Origin of the sequence: Roseovarius salincola (assembly GCF_026891095.1) — a bacterium.
Classification (GTDB): Bacteria; Pseudomonadota; Alphaproteobacteria; order Rhodobacterales; family Rhodobacteraceae; genus Roseovarius; species Roseovarius salincola.
Map to the genome: position 1 here is coordinate 50623 of NZ_JAPTNL010000019.1, position 18750 is coordinate 69372.

An 18750-nucleotide genomic window follows, 5' to 3' on the forward strand; every position below is an offset into this window, starting at 1 on the left:
ATGCGGCAAGCCAGGGGTTTCATCGCGGCGCGATGCGGGCCGCTGTCAAATATCGGCGTTGTCCACTTGTTCCAACTGGCCGCGATACGTCTGGCGTGCCTTGGCCGCCGCGACCAGTGCGCGGAACAACCCCTGCTGGCGGCGCGCGTAGAACAGGTGCTCGGGGTGCCACTGAACGCCGATGGCGAAAGGGTCGTGCAGGCGCTCGATGGCCTGGATCATGCCGCCCCGGTCGCGCGCCGCGACGCGCAGCCCGTCGCCCAATGTATCGACCGCCTGGGAATGCAGCGCATTCACCTTCATCGGCGCGTCGCCCGCCAGCTTTGCCAGTCGCGTGCCGGGTGTGATCAGTACGGTCTTGCGCGGCAGGATCGTGCGATGCGGGTCGCTGTCGCGATAGGCGTCATAGGCATCCTGATGCAGCGTCCCGCCAAGCGCCACGTTCAGCATCTGGCTGCCCCGGCAGATCCCCAGAACGGGCTTGTCCAGATCGAAGGCATCATGCACCAGACGGCGTTCCAGCGCATCGCGCCCCGGATCCAGCCGCGCCGAACTGACCAACTGGCCGCCGTAGAGGTCGGGCGAGATGTCATCGCCCCCGCCGATGATCAACCCGTCCACGTCATCGGCCCGCGCATCCGACCCATCGACCCATCGCAGGGCGCAGCCCCCCGCCATCCAGACATTCAAAGCCATCAGCGGAAAGATGCGCCATCCCGAGCGGCGTGACGTGGTGACTCCGATACGCGGGCGGCTCATCGGTGTTCAGGTTCCGGCATGTCCAGCCCGGCCTGATGCAGCAGCGCGCCGCAGCGCTCCGCCCAGCTGGCGCGCGAAAACGTCACCATCCCGTGATCGTCCAGCCACGCCGCGCCGAGCCGCGTCAGCAGGCGTTCATCTTCTGCGATCCGCTCGACGGTGACCCAGCGCTCCCATTCGTGCGCGATGGACCAGCCGGGCTCGTCGATCAGGCAATCGGGCAGGCGGAAATGAAAGGCGGGGCGCGCCGATACGGATCCGCTCAGGGTGTCTTTGACTGATCCGGGTGCGAGATGCGCGAAGATCGGCAGCATATCGAGCCCGCGATTGCGCGATGGCGTATGTTCAAGATAGACCGCGATCACCTCGCGCAGCGATGCATCCATCCCAAGGCCCAGCAGCGCGCGCACGAAGCTTGTGGGATAAGGGTCGGTGAAGGGCAGCAGGCGGCGCGATTCGTCGATCGGCCCGGCATGGCGCAGCCAGTCCTCGATCAGCGCATAGGCCAGAAGCGGGCGCAGGATGTCGGCGTTGCGGCGCGAAGCGATCTCGATATTGAGATGCATTCCGAAGCCGAACACCCAGCCTGCGCCGCTGCCAAGAGCGCCCGCGCGGCGCAAGGCGGCGGTCAGGGCGTGCAATTCCTCGAGCCCGGCCATGTCCAGCGGCGCGGTCACGATTTCGACCGGGATCACCTCGCGTCCGAGATCCAGCGCCAGATCGCGCAGCTTGCTGCGGGCCGCCTTGCGCAGCGACGTGTCGAGATAGACCTCGATCCGGCCGATCCTTGTGTCATGGACGATCCAGAGCGTCCCGTCGCCCTGTTCGGCCCGCCCGCCGAGAACCTCGGCGCAAATCCGCGCGACTTCGCCCTCGTCCAGCCCGCCCAGCTCGATTTCCACGCCGATCTTGCGCGGCGCGCCCTTGGCATTATCGGGCCGGGGAAGGGGGGTGAAACGCGGCGCGGTCATCGGGCTGCCGCCTCAGCCAAGCCCGGCCTCGGATTCGATCTGCCGGCGGGATTTGCGCGCGCGCTCGGTCGCCGATTTGAGCTGCCCGCAGGCGGCCATGATATCCTCGCCGCGCGGGGTGCGGATGGGGCTGGCGTAACCGGCCTTGTAGACGATATCGGCAAAGGCCTGGATACGGTCCCAGTCGCTGCGCTCATGCGGCGCGCCGGGCCATTCGTTGAACGGGATCAGGTTGATCTTGGCCGGAATGCCCTTGATCAGCTGCACAAGGCGGCGGGCGTCCTCGTCGCTGTCGTTCACGTCCTTCAGCATCACGTATTCAAAGGTGATGCGCTCGGAATTGCTGGCCTTGGGATAGGCGCGCAGCGCGTCCAGCAGCGTGGCGATGTTCCACTTCTTATTGATCGGCACCAGCTTGTCGCGCACCGCGTCGGTGGTCGCGTGAAAGCTGACCGCCAGCATGCAGCCGATTTCCTCGGCGGTCTTGGCGATCTCGGGGACAACGCCGCTGGTCGACAGGGTGATGCGGCGGCGGCTGAGGCTGATTCCCTCGCCATCCATCGCGATCTTCATCGCGTCGCGCACATTGTCGAAATTGTAGAGCGGCTCGCCCATGCCCATCAGCACGATATTGGACAGCAGGCGGGGGCGTTCGCCCGCGCCTTCGCCGGGGCGGGGCCATTCGCCCAGATCGTCGCGCGCCATCATCACCTGGCCGATGATCTCGCCGGCATGAAGGTTGCGCACCAGTTTCTGGGTGCCGGTGTGGCAGAAGGAACAGGTCAGGGTGCAGCCAACCTGGCTGGAGATGCACAGCGTGCCACGGTCGGTTTCGGGGATATAGACCACCTCGACCTCGTGCCCCCCGGCGATCCGCGCGAGATACTTGCGGGTGCCGTCGGCGCTGACCTGCTTGCTGACCATCTCGGGGATTTCGATCACGAAATGGCCGGCCAGCTCCTTGCGGTAGGTCTTGCTCAGGTTGGTCATCGAATCGAAGTCGCGCACGCCCCACTGGTAGATCCACTGCCAGATCTGGTTGACCCGCATCTTGGCCTGCTTTTCGGGCGTGCCATGCGCGATCAGCGCCTCGCGCATCCGCTCGCGCGTCAGACCGACAAGGTTGATCGGCCCCTCGGCCTGTTTGCGGGGGATCGTCATCACGTCCTGGGTGATCGGAGCGGTTTGGGTCATGGTCTCGCGTGTGGGTTCAAATGGGGTCAGATGGGCCTCCATATAGGATATGCGCGGCGATTCCAAAACATTCCCTGCATGCCGGGGCGCACCGCAAGAAGAGCGGCGCGATACCGACATGAAACAGATGCCGGTTTCAGCGTCGCGGCGAAAGGCGCGCCACCTTGTCATGGCAGGGGCAGGTAGTCAGGTGATCGTTCACCATCCCCACCGCCTGCATGAAGGCATAGACAATGGTCGGCCCGCAGAACTTGAACCCCATTTTGCGCAAATCCTTTGAAATTCGTCTGGAGATTTCGGTCTCTGTCGGCACCTCCTTCAGACTGGTCCAGCGGTTCTGAACCGGGGTCCCCCCGACATGGTCCCAAAGGTAGGAATCAAAGCCCTGTTCCGCCTCGATCCGCTGCCAGACACGGGCATTTCCGATGGTCGCCTCGATCTTGCCGCGATGGCGCACGATGCCCGGATCAGCCAGTAATCGCTCGACCTCGGGCGCGTCCCATCCGGCGATCACATCTGGGTCAAACCCCTGGAAAGCAATGCGAAAATTCTCGCGCTTTCGCAGTATCGTGATCCAGCTCAGCCCGGCCTGAAACCCGTCGAGTATCAGCTTTTCCCACAGCGCGCGGCTGTCATATTCGGGCACGCCCCATTCGGTGTCGTGATAGGCCTCGTAAAGCGGATCTGCCCCGACCCAACCGCATCTTTCACCCATCTCGTTCCTCCCCTGCATCCGCCGTGGCGCGCAAAATGAGCATGCACGCTTAAACGTTCCTTAGCCCTTGCGCGCCAGCCTGTGAACCGAATGATCAGGAGGTGTGCATGGGCCAGGATGGAAATTGGGCCGATATTCCGGCCGGGCACGACACGGCGCTGAACTATGCCGTCACGTCGCGTGACCGGTCCGTGACGGACATGGTCCGGCAGGCCGTCGATCACAACGAGGTGATGCTGGCCTTTCAGCCCGTGGTGCCTGCCCGCAGCCCGGACAGCCCGGCCTTTTACGAGGGGCTGATCCGCGTGCTGGACGAGACCGGCCGCATCATCCCGGCGCGGGACTTCATCGAGGTGGTGGAGGCCACGGAAACCGGACGGCGGATTGACTGTCTCGCCCTCGAATACGGGCTGGATACGCTGAAGCGTCAACCCGATCTGCGCTTGTCGCTGAACATGTCGGCCCGCTCGATCGGATATCCACGCTGGATGCGGATTCTGAATGACCGGCTCGATGATCAGCCCACCCTGGGCGAACGGCTGATCCTGGAAGTCACCGAAAGCTCGGCCATGCTGGTGCCCGAACTGGTGACCGGTTTCATGAAGAAATTGCAATGCAGGGGCGTGAGCTTTGCGCTGGACGATTTCGGCGCCGGGTTCACGTCCTTCCGTTATCTCAAGGATTTCTATTTCGACATCGTCAAGATCGACGGGCAGTTCATCCGCGGCATCGCAGACAGCGCCGACAACCAGGTCCTGACCTCGGCGCTCAGCGCGATCGCGACCCAGTTCGACATGCTGACTGTCGCCGAAAGCGTCGAAACGGCGCGGGATGCCGATTACCTGGCGGCGCAAGGGATCAACTGCCTGCAGGGCTATTATTTCGGGGCGCCGACGGTGAATCCCCCCTGGCTGGACGCCACGCCGGAACATGCCGCCGGCTGACATGTGACATCCGGGCCGTTGCCGCAATGCGGCGAGTGCGGTATGACAGCCGGGATAGGCGGGGGAATCCGAGATCGTGTCTGGACGCAATTTCAGGCGCACCTCCGACCGAATAGACGTCTGGTGGAGGACACATATGACCAATGTAGTAATCGCATCCGCGGCCCGCACGGCTGTGGGATCATTCGGTGGCGCATTCGCCAATACCCCGGCCCATGATCTTGGCGCCGCCGTCCTTGAGGCGGTGGTGGAACGCGCCGGGATCGAAAAGGGGGAAGTTTCGGAAACCATCCTCGGACAGGTGCTGACCGCCGCGCAGGGCCAGAACCCGGCACGCCAGGCGCATGTCAATGCCGGTCTGCCTATCGAAAGCGCCGCCTGGAGCATCAACCAGGTTTGTGGTTCGGGCCTGCGGGCCGTGGCGCTTGGCGCGCAGCACATCCAGCTGGGCGATGCCGATATCGTCTGCGCCGGTGGCCAGGAAAACATGACGCTCAGCCCTCATGCCGCGCATCTGCGCGCCGGGCACAAGATGGGCGACATGATGTATATCGACACGATGATCCGCGACGGTCTTTGGGATGCTTTCAACGGCTATCACATGGGCCAGACCGCCGAGAACGTCGCCGAGAAATGGCAGATAAGCCGCGAACAGCAGGACGAATTCGCGGTTGCCAGCCAGAACAAGGCCGAGGCGGCGCAGAACGCGGGCAGGTTCGACGACGAGGTGATCGCCTTTACCGTCAAGACCCGCAAGGGCGACATCGTGGTCGACAAGGATGAATATATCCGCCACGGCGCGGTGATCGAGAACATGCAAAAGCTGCGCCCGGCCTTCGCGAAGGATGGCTCGGTCACGGCGGCCAATGCCAGCGGTATCAATGACGGTGCGGCCGCAACCTTGCTGATGAGCGCCGACGCCGCCGAGAAGCGCGGCATCGAACCGCTGGCGCGGATCGTGTCTTATGCCACGGCGGGTCTGGACCCGTCGATCATGGGCGTCGGCCCGATCCATGCCAGCCGCAAGGCGCTGGACAAGGCGGGCTGGACCGTTGCCGATCTGGAACTGGTCGAGGCCAACGAAGCCTTTGCCGCGCAGGCCTGTGCCGTGAACAAGGACATGGGCTGGGACCCCTCGATCGTGAACGTGAACGGCGGCGCCATCGCCATCGGCCACCCGATCGGGGCGTCGGGCTGCCGGGTGCTGAATACGCTGCTGTTCGAGATGAAGCGGCGCGGCGCCAAGAAGGGCCTTGCCACGCTGTGTATCGGCGGGGGCATGGGCGTTGCCATGTGTGTCGAGCGCGATTGAGCGGGGGCGCATTGCCGGAAAACAGGAAAGGGCGCTTGATCTGGCGCCCTTTTCCATGAGGGGCGGGAAAATCGCCGCGATGCGGCAAATTGATGAAGCAATATTATTGCGCAAGCCCTGTCGAAATAGTAACAGAGTTACCAATACGTTTAGCCAGATTGGAGGATAACATGGCAAGAACAGCACTCGTCACCGGCGGATCGCGCGGTATCGGCGCGGCGATTTCCAAGGCGCTCAAGGCCGAAGGCCACACGGTTGCGGCCACCTATGCCGGAAATGATGAGGCCGCCGCCAAGTTCACCGAGGAAACGGGAATCAAGACCTACAAATGGAATGTCGGCAGCTACGAGGACAGCAAGGCCGGTATCGCCAAGGTCGAGGAGGATCTGGGCCCCATCGACATCGTCGTCGCCAATGCGGGGATCACCCGCGATGCGCCCTTCCACAAGATGAGCCCCGAACAGTGGCAGGAGGTGATCGACACCAACCTGACCGGCGTGTTCAACACCATCCACCCCGTCTGGCCCGGCATGCGCGAACGCGGCTTCGGGCGAATCGTGGTCATCAGCTCGATCAACGGTCAGAAGGGCCAGTTCGGGCAGGTCAACTATGCCGCCACCAAGGCGGGCGATCTGGGCATCGTCAAATCGCTGGCTCAGGAAGGTGCGGCCAAGGGCATCACCGCTAACGCCGTCTGCCCGGGCTACATCGCCACCGAAATGGTCATGGCCGTGCCCGAGAAGGTGCGCGAAGCCATCATCGGCATGATTCCCACCGGGCGGCTGGGCGAACCCGATGAGATCGCGCGCTGCGTGACGTTCCTGACCTCGGACGATTCCGGGTTCATCAATGGTTCGACGATCACCGCCAACGGCGGTCAGTTCTTCGTCTGACCTGCGACGCAGGCGCAGCGCGGCGCCAAGAAAAACAACAGGGCCGGACGCATCTGCGACCGGCCCATTTTTCCCACCAAGTCACCGCTTTTTGCCGCGGCGGAACCCGGACAGGCCGTCAGCCTGCCGGCAGTTCAGTATTGGACGCGCGTCAGGCGTCCATCGACAAGCGTTCGATCTCTTCCTTGATCCGAAGCTTCTGTTTCTTGAGTTCCGCAATCTCCAGATTGCTGACGCCGGGTGCGCGTTGCACCTCTTCGACGCGATCTGAGAGTGCCCTGTGTTTCTTCTTCAGTTCCTCGACATGCGAACTCAAGCTCATTGGCATTCTCCTCTGCGGTTATGTTGAACATCACGAGTGCAGCACAGTTTCATGAAACTGTCACGCTGCATCGGCAGCATAAGCTGAATTTTGCAGGGTCAATTTGATTCAACTCAGACAGGAAATGGCAGCGCCGCGCCCGAGCGAAGGATGCAAGCCGTTGCTGTGTTGTAGTTTTCCCGATCACCGTCATGTGATGCGCCATTGTGAAGCACCCAGCCGTCATGCAGCCTGAAATCCGCCCGACCACCCTTGCGCCCGCGGACCAGCACCAGCCGCGCGGCGCGACCGGGGCGGGGAATCAGCGGCAGAACCTCGAGGCTGCCAAAGTGGCGCGCCATGGCCATCAGCAGATCGGGCAGGCGCGCCGTGCGCTGGATGAAGGTTGCGTGACCCTTCGGCGCGGTGCGTTTGGCCGCCGCCTTGACCCAGTCCGCCAGCGGCGTGCCCTCGCCCAGGGCGATCTCTCGCCCGGTGTCGCGGGCGGCCGTGCTGGCGCGGCGGTCGAAATAGGGCGGGTTGGAGATGACATGGTCGAATTGCTGTTCGCGCAGTGCGGCGGGCATGTCGGTCAGGTCACCGGTTTCGACCTGCATTTCGATCCTGTTCGCGCTGGCGTTGCGCCGGGCCAGATCGGCGTAATCCGGTTGCAGTTCAAGCCCGGTCAGGCGCACGCCCTCGATCCGCCGCGCCAGACAAAGCGCCGCGACCCCCGCGCCACAGCCCAGATCAAGCACCCTGTCGCCCGCCCGCGCCGGTATGCTGGCCGCCAGAAGAACCGGATCGATCCCGGCGCGGTAGCCATCGCGTGGCTGAAGAATCCGCAGCTTGCCGCCAAGAAACGCGTCGGTGCTCAGCCGGTCCTCGGGCCAGCCCTCAGCCATCGAGGTCGAACCCGTTATCAACCAGCGCCGTGCGGGCGTGGTCGTAATCGCGCGTGGCGACCATCAGGCGGCGGGGCAAAACCCCTATAGAGCCTTCGAGAATGCTCATGTTTACGTCCATTTCAAAGCAGTCTATACCCTCGCCCTGAAGCAAGGCGCGGGCAAAAGCGATGGCCGTGGGATCGTTGGTGCTGAGCAACTGTTTCATGGGGATGACTTAAGGGCACCGGGGGCTACTTGTCGACAGGTGTGACAGGAGTGTGATGGGATTGGACCACGCCGCGACGAAACCGCATGAACAACTGGCCCGGCATCTCGACAGCCGGATGGACGCCGTCAACAGCCTGATACGCGAGCGCATGGCCTCGCGGCATGCGCCGCGCATTCCCGAGGTCACGGCGCATCTGGTCGAAGCGGGCGGCAAGCGCTTGCGCCCGATGCTGACCTTGGCCAGCGCCGATCTGTGCGGCTATGGCGGCGCGTTCGACGTGCATCTGGCCGCCACGGTCGAGTTCATCCATACCGCCACGCTTTTGCATGATGACGTGGTGGACGAAAGCCGCCAGCGGCGCGGTCGTCCGACCGCCAATCTTCTGTGGGACAACAAATCAAGCGTCTTGGTGGGCGACTACCTGTTTGCGCGGGCCTTTCAGCTGATGGTCGAGCCGGGCAACCTGCGGGTGCTCGACATCTTGTCGAACGCCGCCGCGGTGATCGCCGAAGGCGAGGTACTGCAACTGAGCGCCGCGCGCGATCTGGCCACCGATGAAAGCGTCTATCTTCAGGTCGTGCGCGGCAAGACGGCGGCGCTGTTCTCGGCCGCGACCGAGGTCGGCGGCGTGATCGCAGAGGCGCCCGAGGAACAGATCAAGGCCCTCTACGAGTATGGCGACGCGCTTGGCATCGCCTTTCAGATCGTTGACGATCTGCTGGATTACCAAGGTGACAGCAGCGCTACCGGCAAGAACGTCGGCGATGATTTCCGCGAACGCAAACTGACCCTGCCGGTGATCAAGGCGATTGCCCTTGCCGACCAGGAGGAGCGGGCCTTCTGGGCGCGCACCATCGAAAAGGGCAGGCAGGAGGACGGCGACCTTGACCAGGCGCTGGAACTGCTGAGGAAGCATGACACGCTCGAGGCGACCCGCGCCGATGCGCTGGCATGGGCCGCAAAGGCGCGCGCCGCCATCGAAACGCTGCCGGATCATCCGGTGCGAAAGATGCTGGCCGATATCGCCGATTACGTGGTGGCGCGGGTCAACTAGGCGCGTTGAGGCGGGTCGCGGCCACCCACCAGCCGGGAAATCCTTCGCGCAGGCGCCCGGCGGCCGATGCAGCGGTTTCGGCGCCGAAGTAGATCCCGAAGCACGTGGCCCCCGAGCCCGACATGCGCGCAAGCTGGCACCCCGGCGTCGCCGACAATGTTTCGAGAACCTGCCCGATCACCGGCTGCAGGGATTGTGCGGGTGCCTCCAGGTCATTGCGCATGGACCGCAGCCACGCCACCGCATCGCCCGGATCGCGCAGCAGCGGCAGATCGTCGGGCATTGGCGCGTTCGCGGGCGTTTCCAACCGTGCGAAGACGTCTTTCGTCGGGACCGGCGCGGCGGGGTTGATCAGCACCGCATGAAGCGCGGGAAGGCCCATGACCGGCGTGATGTCCTCGCCGATGCCGCGCATCCGCACACCGCGCGCGCTCAGGCAGGCGGGGACATCCGCGCCAAGCGACAGCGCGTCCTTGGGCACCGGGTAACCCGAAAGCTGCGAAAGCGCCCTCAGCACCGCCGCCGCATCGCTTGAACCGCCGCCGAGGCCCGCGGCATTGGGCAGGAATTTCTGCAGGCGGATTCGGGCATCAAGGCCCATCAGGCGCGCGGCCCGCATCACCAGATTGCCGTCGTCCTCGGGCACGTCCTTGGCCATCGGCCCTTCGACGGTCAGTTCCGATGTTTCGGCAAGCTCGATCTCGATCCGGTCGCCGATATCGGCGAACACCACGAGCGAGTCGAGTTCGTGATAGCCGTTGTCGCGCCGCCCCGTCACATGCAGCGTCAGGTTGATCTTGGCCGGGGCGAAGGCCTCAATCACCGTCGTTGGCCACTTTCAACGGCGGCGCGCCCTCTTCTTCGAGAACCTTGTCCAGCCCGACCTCCAGCTTGCGGCGGATGCGTTCGGGGTCGACATCGGGAGAGGGGCTTTCGGGGTCGATCAGGGATAGCGCGCGTTTCCACTGGAAGGCGGCCTCGGTCTTGCGACCGACCGCCCACAGCACATCGCCGAGGTGATCGTTGACCACCGGGTCCACCGGCATCAGCTCGGCGGCGCGCTCCATATGGCCGATCGCCTCGTCATAGCGGTCCAGCCGATAGAGCGCCCAGCCAAGGCTGTCGACGATATAGCCGCTTTCGGGTTGTGCCTCGACGGCCTGTTCGATCATCTCCAGCGCCTCGTCGAGCTTGATCTGATGTTCGACGAGCGAATAGCCGAGATAGTTCAGCACCTGCGGCTGGCCGGGATTGAGCTCCAGCGCGCGGCGGAAATCGGCCTCGGCCTTGTCCCACTGGTCCAGCCGTTCATAGCTGATGGCGCGGGCATAATGCACGAACCACTGATCGGTTTCGTTGGCGCTGAAAATTTCCAGCGCACGATCATAGGCGGCCACGGCGGCCGCGTAGTTTTCAAGCTGCCGGTTGAGATCGCCCGAGGCCACATGAACCGACGGCAGATCGGGGTGGGTTTCGGCCAGCTGCTTGAGCACCTCGACCGCGGCATCGGTCTTGCCTGCACGGCGCAGGCTTTCGGCGCGGCCCAGTTCGGCGGCATGGAAGGACGGGTTGTCGCGCGGCACGCGGCGATAGGTTTCGGTCGCCAGCTCATGGCGCCCGAGGCTTTCGAGAAGTTCCGCGGACATCAGGATCGCGTCCACATGCGCCGGGTTCAGCTGTTCGGCGACGCGGGCGTATAGCAGCGTGTATTCCTCGCCCGAATCCGACATCAATGCCCGGCCCAGAGAAAAGAACACCTCGGCCAGCCCGTCGCGTGCCGTCTGGATGCGCGAGAAGGGCACCTGTTCGCCTGCTGTCAGCCGTTCACGCAGCTGCGCGACCTCTGGGTCGAGATCGGCGATGAACACCTCGTCGATCAATGCGACGGCGTCGTCGTTGCGCTCCAGCTGACTGAGCACTTCGGCCCAGGCCATCGTGCCGCTGCGGGTGCTCTGCAGGGGGCCGTCCTCGTCCCCGGCAAAGATATCGTCGGCGCTTTCGAAATCGCCCACCGACCCCAATGCAAGGGCCTTGTGGTACAGTCCGAAACTGCGCAGCCCGCGCTGGTCGGCCACCTTGTCGAAGTGATCGAGCGCGGTGCTCATGTCACCCTTTCCCAGATAGGCCCAGGCCGCGATCAGCCCGTCGGCCAGCGGGCCAACGCCGCGATTGTCGCCGATGCGCTCCAGCAGCGCATCGTAGTCCAGGTCCTGAGCCTCTTTCTGGATCAGCGCGATATGCGCGATCTGGCTTTGCAGATCGTCGCTTTCCATCTTGCGCGCGATCGGCAGGGCCTGGTCGAATTGCCCGAGCGCCATATGAGCGAAGACCGCGTTCTCCAGGATCACGGGGTTCGAAGGGTCCCCGGTCAATGCTTTCGTGAAATATTCCGCGGCGGCGGTGAAGTCATTGTCGTATCGCGCCTGGCGGGCCGACAAATAGGCGCCGACGGCCTCGTCGGCCAGCACCGGCGGGGCCGTCACCGGCAACAGCGCGGCGGTGATCAAGGCGCAAAGGGTTTTTGAAGTCACGACAGCTTGCCTCGGATCTTTGTGGGTTTTGATGAGAACCTAGTATGACGTGCCCGTCAAAGCAATGCGGGGCGACCACTGGCCGCCCCACTCGCGCGATTGTGCGTATCGCGTCACATATTGGGATAGTTGGGGCCGTCGCCCCCCTGCGGCGTGACCCAGTTGATGTTCTGGGTCGGGTCCTTGATATCGCAGGTCTTGCAGTGAACGCAGTTCTGGAAATTGATCACGAAACGCGGTTCCTGACCTTCTTCGCGCACCACCTCATAGACCCCTGCCGGGCAGTAGCGCTGCGCCGGTTCGTCATATTTCGGCAGGTTCACACCGATCGGCACGCCGGGGTCCTTCAGCGTCAGGTGGCAGGGCTGGTTTTCCTCGTGATTGGTCATCGAGAAACTGACATTGGTCAGCCGGTCGAAGCTCAGCTTGCCGTCGGGCCTCGGATAGGCGATTTCCTTGTGCTTGTCGGCGGGTTCGGTCGCCGCGGCGTCGGTCTTGCCGTGGCCAAGCGTGCCAAGCAGTGAGAAGCCAAGCGTGTTGGTCCACATGTCGAATCCGCCAAGCGCAAGCGATGCCCCGAGGCCGTATTTCGACCAGAGCGGCTTGACGTTGCGCACCTTCCTGAGGTCCTTGCCGATGGCGCCGGTCCGCACGTCGCTTTCGTAATCACCAAGCTCATCACTGGCGCGGCCAGCCTCGATAGCTGCATGTGCGGCCTCGGCGGCGGCCTTGCCCGAGAGCATGGCGTTATGGTTGCCCTTGATGCGCGGCACGTTGACCATGCCCACCGAACAGCCCAGCAGCGCCACGCCCGGCGCGACCATCTTGGGCATCGACTGATAGCCGCCCTCGGAAATGGCGCGCGCGCCGTAAGCCACGCGCTTGCCGCCTTTCAGCAGCTCGGCGACCATCGGGTGATGCTTGAAGCGCTGGAACTCCATGTAGGGATAAAGATGCGGGTTCTTGTAGTTCAGGTGAACCACGAAACCGACATAGACCTGGTTGTTCTCGAGGTGATAGATGAACGATCCGCCACCCGCGTTCTTGCCAAGCGGCCAGCCCATCGTATGCGTGACTTCGCCCTCGTTGTGCTTGTCGGGGTCGATTTCCCATATTTCCTTCATCCCGAGGCCGAATTTCTGCGGCTCTTTCCCGGCGCTCAGATCGTATTTGGCGATCACTTCCTTGGCGAGGCTGCCGCGCACGCCCTCGGAGAGGAAGACATATTTGCCATGCAGTTCCATGCCCGGCTCATAGGAGGGGCCGGGCGTGCCGTCGGGGTTCCGGCCGAACTCGCCCGCGACCACGCCCTTCACTTCGCCGTTCTCGCCGTAGATCACTTCCGAACAGGCCATGCCGGGGAAAATCTCGACACCCAGCTCTTCGGCCTGCTCGGCCATCCAGCGGCAGACATTGCCCATCGACACGATGTAATTGCCGTGATTGTTCATCAGCGGCGGCATCGGGAAATTCGGAACACGGATTTTGCCGGCCTCGCCCAGCATGTAGAAATTGTCCTGCCTGACCGGCGTGTTCAGCGGCGCGCCCTTGTCTTTCCAGTCGGGGATCAGCGCATCGAGGCCACACGGGTCCAGCACCGCCCCCGACAGGATATGCGCCCCGACTTCGGATCCCTTCTCCAGCACCACGACTTCGCGCGAGGGGTCGAGTTGCTTGAGGCGGATCGCGGCGCTCAGGCCGGCCGGGCCTGCGCCGACGATCACGACATCGTATTCCATGGCTTCGCGTGTCACTTCGGACATGAGGTGCATCCTTTCCCAAGGCGTGGCTGGCAGGTAACAATGTTGCGCATGTGGTTAGCGCGCCGCCGCGTCGAAGGTCAATTGAAACACGACGTAATCACATGGTGAAACCGTCAAAAGACCCAATTAGATGATCCGACCGGCGCCGGCGCGGCATCGCCTATTGCAAAGTCCTGTCCGGTCGGGGCAATCTGCCCGGAACTCGAAAAGATACCTGTCGGGGCCACATGTGCGGCCCCGCAACGATTGTGGACGGTTTGAATGGAAAAGATCCCGATGACCCGCAGGGGCCACTCCGCCCTTGAGGCAGAGCTCAAGCATCTCAAGTCCGAGGAACGCCCGGCCATCATCCGCGCGATTTCCGAGGCGCGCGAGCATGGCGATCTGTCCGAGAATGCCGAATACCACTCGGCCAAGGAAAAGCAGTCCTTTATCGAGGGGCGGATCAAGGAACTCGAAGGCGTGATCAGCCTGGCCGAAGTGATCGACCCGACCAAGCTGAAGGGACCGATCAAGTTCGGCGCGACCGTTACGCTGGTGGATGAAGACACCGACGAGGAAAAGACCTGGCAGATCGTCGGCGAATACGAGGCCGATATCGAAAACGGCCTGCTGAACATGAAATCGCCGATCGCCCGCGCCCTGATCGGCAAGGAAGAGGGCGACAGCGTCGAAGTGCGTACGCCCGGTGGCGAGCGATCTTACGAAGTGCTAAAAGTCGAATATATCTGACAGGCACAGCACAACATGGCCGAGCGCAAGGATTCGCCCACAACTCCGCTGGGGGTTTATGACCGAACCATAAAGGAGCGGATCACCGGGATCGAGGTGATCGCCCTCGCGTTGTCGCTTGTCTGGCTGTTGGCGGCCGCGATCTTCTTCATCGTTCTGGACACCGGCCCTGACGCCGCCTCGCCCGGCGGCGTGTTGCGGTTCATCATGATCATGCTGGCGATCTTCATGCCGGTGGCGATGATCTGGGTGGCGGCCACGGCGGCGCGCGCGTCAAGGGTGATGCGCGAGGAAAGCCAGCGCCTTCAGGCCGCGATAGATGCGATCCGCCAGACCTATGTGGCGCAAAACCAGGAGCGCCACACTGTCAGCGAGCCTTCTGTCACCCGCAAGCTGGACGAGATCGCCGCCGCGCAGCGCAAGGCCGAAACCGCCCTGGCGATGTTCACCTCGACGCGGCAGGCCGAGACGGCTGCGCCCCCGCCGCCCGCACCAGAACCGCCTGAGGCGGGCGAGGACGACCAGGTGGCGCTGCCGCTGGGTACCACCGCCGAGGACATGCGGCCGCCGCTGGGGCGTGCGGATTTCATTCGGGCGCTGAACTTTCCCGAGACCCCCGATGACCGGGAGGGCTTTGCCGCCTTGCGCAAGGCCCTCAAGGACCGTCAGACCGCGCAGCTGATCCAGGCCGCGCAGGATGTGCTGACGCTGCTGTCGCATGACGGCATCTACATGGACGACCTCAGGCCCGACATGGCCCGCCCGGAACTGTGGCGCCGTTTCGGCGCGGGCGAGAGGGGGCGTGCGGTCGCGGCGCTGGGCGGGGTGCGGGACCGTTCGTCACTGGCGCTGACGGCGGCGCGGATGAAGCAGGATTCGATTTTCCGCGACGCGGCGCATCATTTCCTGCGCCTGTTCGACCGGATGTTCACCCAGTTCGCCGAGACCGCCACGGATGCCGAAATCTCGGAACTCTCGGACACGCGCACCGCACGCGCCTTCATGCTATTGGGCCGAGTCGCGGGCACGTTCCATTGAAATTGTTATTGTTTGCCAGTTGCTTACATTCGCTCTATTGCCCCGCGCGCAAATCGCGCTCATGATGCCGCCCAAGGGAGAAATGACACATGCGCAAGTTTCTGGTTGTTCTGGACGATAGCCGTGAATGCCTCAATGCGATGCGCTTTGCGGCGATGCGGGCGGCGAATACCAAAGCCGGGGTCGAGGTGCTGGCGGTGATCCCGCCTGAGGAGTTCAACCACTGGATCGGGGTGGGCGACATCATGCGCGAGGAGGCGCGTGAGAGGATTCACGCCCATTTCGAGGTCTTCGCCAAATGGATGCGCGACAAGCAAGGTGTTGATCCTGAACTGGTAATTCGCGAGGGTGAGCCGGTCACGGAGATCATCGCGCAGGTTCAGGACGATCCGGAAATCGGCATTCTGGTGCTGGGCGCGGGGACGGGAAAAGGCGGGCCGGGGCCGCTGGTGACGCAGCTCACGAAGAATTCCGGCACCCTGCCGATCCCGGTCACGATCGTGCCTGGCGACCTCAGCAAGGAGCGTCTGGAGACGATCACCTGAGCCGCAGGGCTGACGATGACATCGTCACGCGCCGGGGCAACCCGCTCGGGGTCGCGGAAAAGATAGTAGCACCAGACAGTTAAGCCCACACCGATCCAGCCATGATGTCTTCGATCAGGAAGAGGGCGAGGATGATCGCGGCGAAGATCGCCACGACTTTACGCCCCTCGGGGTGCATGGGTTTGACGAAGGTGGACATCATTTTCTTGGCAGCGGTGTTCCGGTTATCAGTGGATCAGCCGCAGATACGGGAAAACCGGGAGTTTGCATAAAGCGGGCGGAACACGCGCAGGCCGATCCGGCGAATCAGGGCGCAACCGCTTGGTTAACCGCGACAAACCCGCTGCGGTGTCGCGTCGGTATAACGTTGGTATCGCGTCGGTATCGGGCACCGCACCGCACGCGGTAAACAGGGCGAGCGGTGCGGTGTTGCGAAAGACCTGGCCGGAGGACGCGTCAGCGGGGCTGTTGGATTAGTTTGCTGAACTGAACCGTCGCCAATTGACGCCTCGATCCTGCTATGGCTGCAAAAAGGGCATCTATTAACTCAATCTCGCTGATGGCGCCTGGTTGTTCGTGTTGAATGAGGATCTACGCGGCATACCCGAACTCAAAACCCCGAAACTTGCCAAAAGGTCGGTTTGTTGAAACAAATCCCAAGCGGCAGCTCTAGTAAAGGTGTTGTGGCTTTAACGACGCTCCTCTTTTGCGTGGGAATTGGGGTATGGTGTGTAGGAGTTGGGTGTGGATATTTCATTAGTCTGCCGCTGGCTTATGACCGTCGCGTGGTTATCCTTGCTTGCCTTTGCAACCCCGGCACAGGCCCGAAGTGTCGAAAATGTCGGCTTATGCAACAAGGGAGAAGATAGCATCCAACTGGCAAGCCTGCTCATTTCAGACGGTTTATTGAAAAACCGAGCCATGATGATTGCATTCGAAGAAATGAGGCCCGGAGATTGCTGGACTCTCAATCAAGTAGGAAGCGGGTTTGCATACCAGATGTACGAGGCTGTCGCTGTCGCGATCTTTCAAAAAGACGCGCGTGGTGTATTGGGAAACCCGCGTTATGGATTTGACGGTCTATCGCAGCTTGGGTCATACAAATGGGCACCAAAGACGATTTGCCTTGAGCCGAATAAATCTGTTTCGACCAAGGGAACCGTTCAAGGTATCTTGTCCCAATTTACGGGTTCCTGCTCTGGGAACAAAATACCTGCTCAAGTTTCGTTTGCCGTCAAACCAAGGGATCAACGAGTTCGACTGACAATCGCTCCGCAAAAACAGGAAGTTCTGCGCCCTTGGCAATCTCAGCAGTCAGCACCGGTAGCCGCCGCTACACCACCAGTAAATTCCAAAACCGATGAAGAAACAGAGGAGGAAAGACAGCAGGCGCTAATAGACGTTTGGGTTGGATCGCAAGTTGGGTATCGTCGCAACTATCCAATCATGAACCCTCATATTACCTCTTTATCAGATCATAGAAATGATAACCTGACCAATATTGATACAGAATACTTTTCGAATAAGGGTTTCTATGCTGTGAACTGCATTGCTCAGGCACAGATCATCCGGGATCTTCTCAGCCAGTTCGCAAACTTAGAAGAAGTCGCCATAAGACGCGGTTTTCGTGATGGCCAAGAGCTGATTGAGGACACAGTTTTTCGTGAACATCTTGCCTTTGCAGAGTGGGACAGGCAGCTTGATACGCTTGCTGATACGCGAGAAGAACGAGAGCAATGGAACGCCTTGTTCGAAAGTAAGCTCCAAGAGAGGATGGATTACTGGATCCGACTGGCGGGCGGTTCTTTCGCGAGGCTAATACTTGACAAGGATGTCGGAGCTGTATCAGCGGCAGCTATAGCGAATAGATTTGTTGTAGTTATATATAGGAAATCTAGTTCCTCTGATCTATGCCGAAAGAATAATGGTGGATTTGTGAAAACAGCACTATTTTATTCAAATATTGGTGCCGTCAGAGTTATGGAAAAGCACCTGTTGAAAGAGCTGGAGCGCTACAACAATGCCGACCCCATACCTTACGAGTTGTTAGCCCCAGAGCTTGTAAAACGTGCGGGGCGGAATTGATTTTCGTATTGGTTTTAATGGATTTTGCCTGTGGCAGTTAAATCCAATCTAAATTTGCTCATTGCGGGCAAGCATGCTTAGATGTTTGGGGCTTTGTCAGCGTCCTATATCTTGAGAAAGAGATGCTTCTTTGCGCTGAGGCTGAAACCATTCTCGCGCCCTGCCCTCTCTGAAAATGGGGCTGTTCGATTAGTTTGCTGAACTGAACCGTAGCCAAGTGACACATCGGTCATGCTATGCTAGCAAAATGGGCATCGATGAACTCAATCATCGCTGATGAAGTCTGGTTTTTCATATTGAACGAGGATCTAAGTGGCATCCTCGGCCTCAAAACCCCGAAACTGGAGAAAAGACCTGTTTAATGCAACAGTTTCGCGTCCGCCCGCTATAGCGCGGGCCTGATCGTGCAGCACGAATTTCTAAATCTTGCCGGTGGAGGTTCTGGGGATTTCGGCAAAGACGACGCTGCCCGGCATCCCGCGAAAGGAGCCTTGGTGCCGCCCGACATAACGCGCCCAATCTGTCCCTCTCGCTTTGTCCCCGACGGGGCAGGGCTGCCTTGGGCCGATCCCGGTGGGGTGGGGGGCTGGCACAAAGGAGACATTGACCCAGCCCCTTAATGCGGGCCGTTTGGATGTAGAATCCGTTCCTGTTTCTTTCTCGTGATTAGGTTGCGGTCAAGGCCTGCTGAGCGGAGCCCTTGCGTAGCTCAAGCGCAGCAGGCCGGGTCGCACGGTTGAGATTGGCGTATACGGCTGGTGCCAATCCACCAAGCGACGTGTGTGGTCTTTGGGTGT

At 61.8% G+C, this 18750-nt stretch carries 18 protein-coding genes and 1 pseudogene; 8 read left to right on the top strand and 11 right to left on the bottom strand.

Going from position 1 to position 18750, the window contains the following annotated elements; translation table 11 throughout:
- Positions 1–45: 45 nt before the first annotated feature.
- From N5A93_RS16735 to N5A93_RS16750, 4 genes are all read right to left on the bottom strand, one after another.
- Positions 46–759: a gamma-glutamyl-gamma-aminobutyrate hydrolase family protein gene (locus N5A93_RS16735; protein WP_268956247.1), complete on the bottom strand. Its 714-nt coding sequence runs from the start codon at positions 757–759 to the stop codon at positions 46–48.
- A complete protein-coding gene (locus tag N5A93_RS16740; protein ID WP_268956248.1) occupies positions 756–1730 on the bottom strand; it encodes an amidoligase family protein in 975 nt (324 codons plus the stop codon). Before N5A93_RS16740 ends, N5A93_RS16735 begins: the two co-directional genes overlap by 4 nt.
- A 12-nt stretch (positions 1731–1742) precedes the next feature.
- Positions 1743–2924 carry a dual-specificity RNA methyltransferase RlmN gene (rlmN, locus tag N5A93_RS16745; protein WP_268956249.1) on the bottom strand — a complete coding sequence of 394 codons (1182 nt, stop codon included), beginning with the start codon at positions 2922–2924 and terminating at the stop codon, positions 1743–1745.
- 136 nt (positions 2925–3060) lie between these two features.
- Positions 3061–3639 carry a DNA-3-methyladenine glycosylase I gene (locus N5A93_RS16750; RefSeq protein ID WP_268956250.1) on the bottom strand — a complete coding sequence of 193 codons (579 nt, stop codon included), beginning with the start codon at positions 3637–3639 and terminating at the stop codon, positions 3061–3063.
- 107 nt (positions 3640–3746) lie between these two features.
- On the opposite strand from N5A93_RS16750, the gene N5A93_RS16755 reads away from it, so the two are divergent.
- The 3 genes from N5A93_RS16755 (at position 3747) to phbB (ending at position 6788) form a co-directional block, all read left to right on the top strand.
- Positions 3747–4583, top strand: coding sequence for an EAL domain-containing protein (locus N5A93_RS16755; protein WP_268956251.1), 837 nt, complete (start codon positions 3747–3749; stop codon positions 4581–4583).
- Between the two features lie 136 nt (positions 4584–4719).
- Positions 4720–5895 carry an acetyl-CoA C-acetyltransferase gene (locus N5A93_RS16760; RefSeq protein ID WP_268956252.1) on the top strand — a complete coding sequence of 392 codons (1176 nt, stop codon included), beginning with the start codon at positions 4720–4722 and terminating at the stop codon, positions 5893–5895.
- Between the two features lie 170 nt (positions 5896–6065).
- Positions 6066–6788 carry an acetoacetyl-CoA reductase gene (phbB, locus tag N5A93_RS16765; RefSeq protein WP_268956253.1) on the top strand — a complete coding sequence of 241 codons (723 nt, stop codon included), beginning with the start codon at positions 6066–6068 and terminating at the stop codon, positions 6786–6788.
- A gap of 151 nt (positions 6789–6939) precedes the next feature.
- On the opposite strand, the gene N5A93_RS16770 is transcribed toward phbB, so the two are convergent.
- The 3 genes from N5A93_RS16770 to N5A93_RS16780 all read right to left on the bottom strand — a co-directional run bounded on the left by N5A93_RS16770 (position 6940) and on the right by N5A93_RS16780 (position 8202).
- The gene (locus N5A93_RS16770; RefSeq protein WP_085817355.1) at positions 6940–7110 is read right to left on the bottom strand and encodes a YdcH family protein; all 171 of its coding nucleotides are present in this window, start codon (positions 7108–7110) and stop codon (positions 6940–6942) included.
- Between the two features lie 113 nt (positions 7111–7223).
- Positions 7224–7994 (bottom strand): tRNA1(Val) (adenine(37)-N6)-methyltransferase, encoded by a 771-nt coding sequence (locus N5A93_RS16775; protein WP_268956254.1) that lies wholly within the window; start codon positions 7992–7994, stop codon positions 7224–7226.
- Positions 7987–8202: a putative signal transducing protein gene (locus tag N5A93_RS16780; protein WP_268956255.1), complete on the bottom strand. Its 216-nt coding sequence runs from the start codon at positions 8200–8202 to the stop codon at positions 7987–7989. The genes N5A93_RS16775 and N5A93_RS16780 overlap by 8 nt, the downstream gene beginning before the upstream one ends.
- 55 nt (positions 8203–8257) lie before the next feature.
- Here N5A93_RS16780 and N5A93_RS16785 point away from each other — a divergent pair, with 55 nt between their 5' ends.
- Positions 8258–9259, top strand: a complete 1002-nt coding sequence (locus N5A93_RS16785) for a polyprenyl synthetase family protein (protein ID WP_268956256.1) — start codon at positions 8258–8260, stop codon at positions 9257–9259.
- Here the strand turns inward: N5A93_RS16785 and N5A93_RS16790 are convergent.
- From N5A93_RS16790 to N5A93_RS16800, 3 genes are all read right to left on the bottom strand, one after another.
- Entirely contained in the window at positions 9252–10082 is an 831-nt protein-coding gene (locus tag N5A93_RS16790; protein WP_268956257.1) for a 4-(cytidine 5'-diphospho)-2-C-methyl-D-erythritol kinase, read from the bottom strand. The two genes, N5A93_RS16785 and N5A93_RS16790, sit on opposite strands and share 8 nt — an antisense overlap.
- Complete coding sequence (locus tag N5A93_RS16795; protein WP_268956258.1) at positions 10075–11790, bottom strand: tetratricopeptide repeat protein; 1716 nt, start codon at positions 11788–11790, stop codon at positions 10075–10077. Before N5A93_RS16795 ends, N5A93_RS16790 begins: the two co-directional genes overlap by 8 nt.
- 113 nt (positions 11791–11903) lie before the next feature.
- Positions 11904–13553: an electron transfer flavoprotein-ubiquinone oxidoreductase gene (locus N5A93_RS16800; RefSeq protein WP_268956259.1), complete on the bottom strand. Its 1650-nt coding sequence runs from the start codon at positions 13551–13553 to the stop codon at positions 11904–11906.
- A 261-nt stretch (positions 13554–13814) separates the two neighbouring features.
- Between N5A93_RS16800 and greA the strand changes: the two genes are divergently transcribed.
- The 3 genes from greA (at position 13815) to N5A93_RS16815 (ending at position 15868) form a co-directional block, all read left to right on the top strand.
- Complete coding sequence (gene greA / locus N5A93_RS16805) at positions 13815–14285, top strand: transcription elongation factor GreA (protein ID WP_268956260.1); 471 nt, start codon at positions 13815–13817, stop codon at positions 14283–14285.
- A gap of 15 nt (positions 14286–14300) precedes the next feature.
- Entirely contained in the window at positions 14301–15323 is a 1023-nt protein-coding gene (locus N5A93_RS16810) for a hypothetical protein (protein WP_268956261.1), read from the top strand.
- An 89-nt stretch (positions 15324–15412) separates the two neighbouring features.
- Positions 15413–15868, top strand: a complete 456-nt coding sequence (locus N5A93_RS16815; RefSeq protein WP_268956262.1) for a universal stress protein — start codon at positions 15413–15415, stop codon at positions 15866–15868.
- Here the strand turns inward: N5A93_RS16815 and N5A93_RS16820 are convergent.
- A pseudogene (locus tag N5A93_RS16820) lies at positions 15859–16070 on the bottom strand (phosphatidylserine decarboxylase); the annotation flags it as partial. The gene N5A93_RS16815 and the pseudogene N5A93_RS16820 overlap by 10 nt on opposite strands.
- Positions 16071–16612: 542 nt before the next feature.
- Here N5A93_RS16820 and N5A93_RS16825 point away from each other — a divergent pair.
- Positions 16613–17953: a hypothetical protein gene (locus N5A93_RS16825; RefSeq protein WP_268956263.1), complete on the top strand. Its 1341-nt coding sequence runs from the start codon at positions 16613–16615 to the stop codon at positions 17951–17953.
- Positions 17954–18750: the final 797 nt, after the last annotated feature.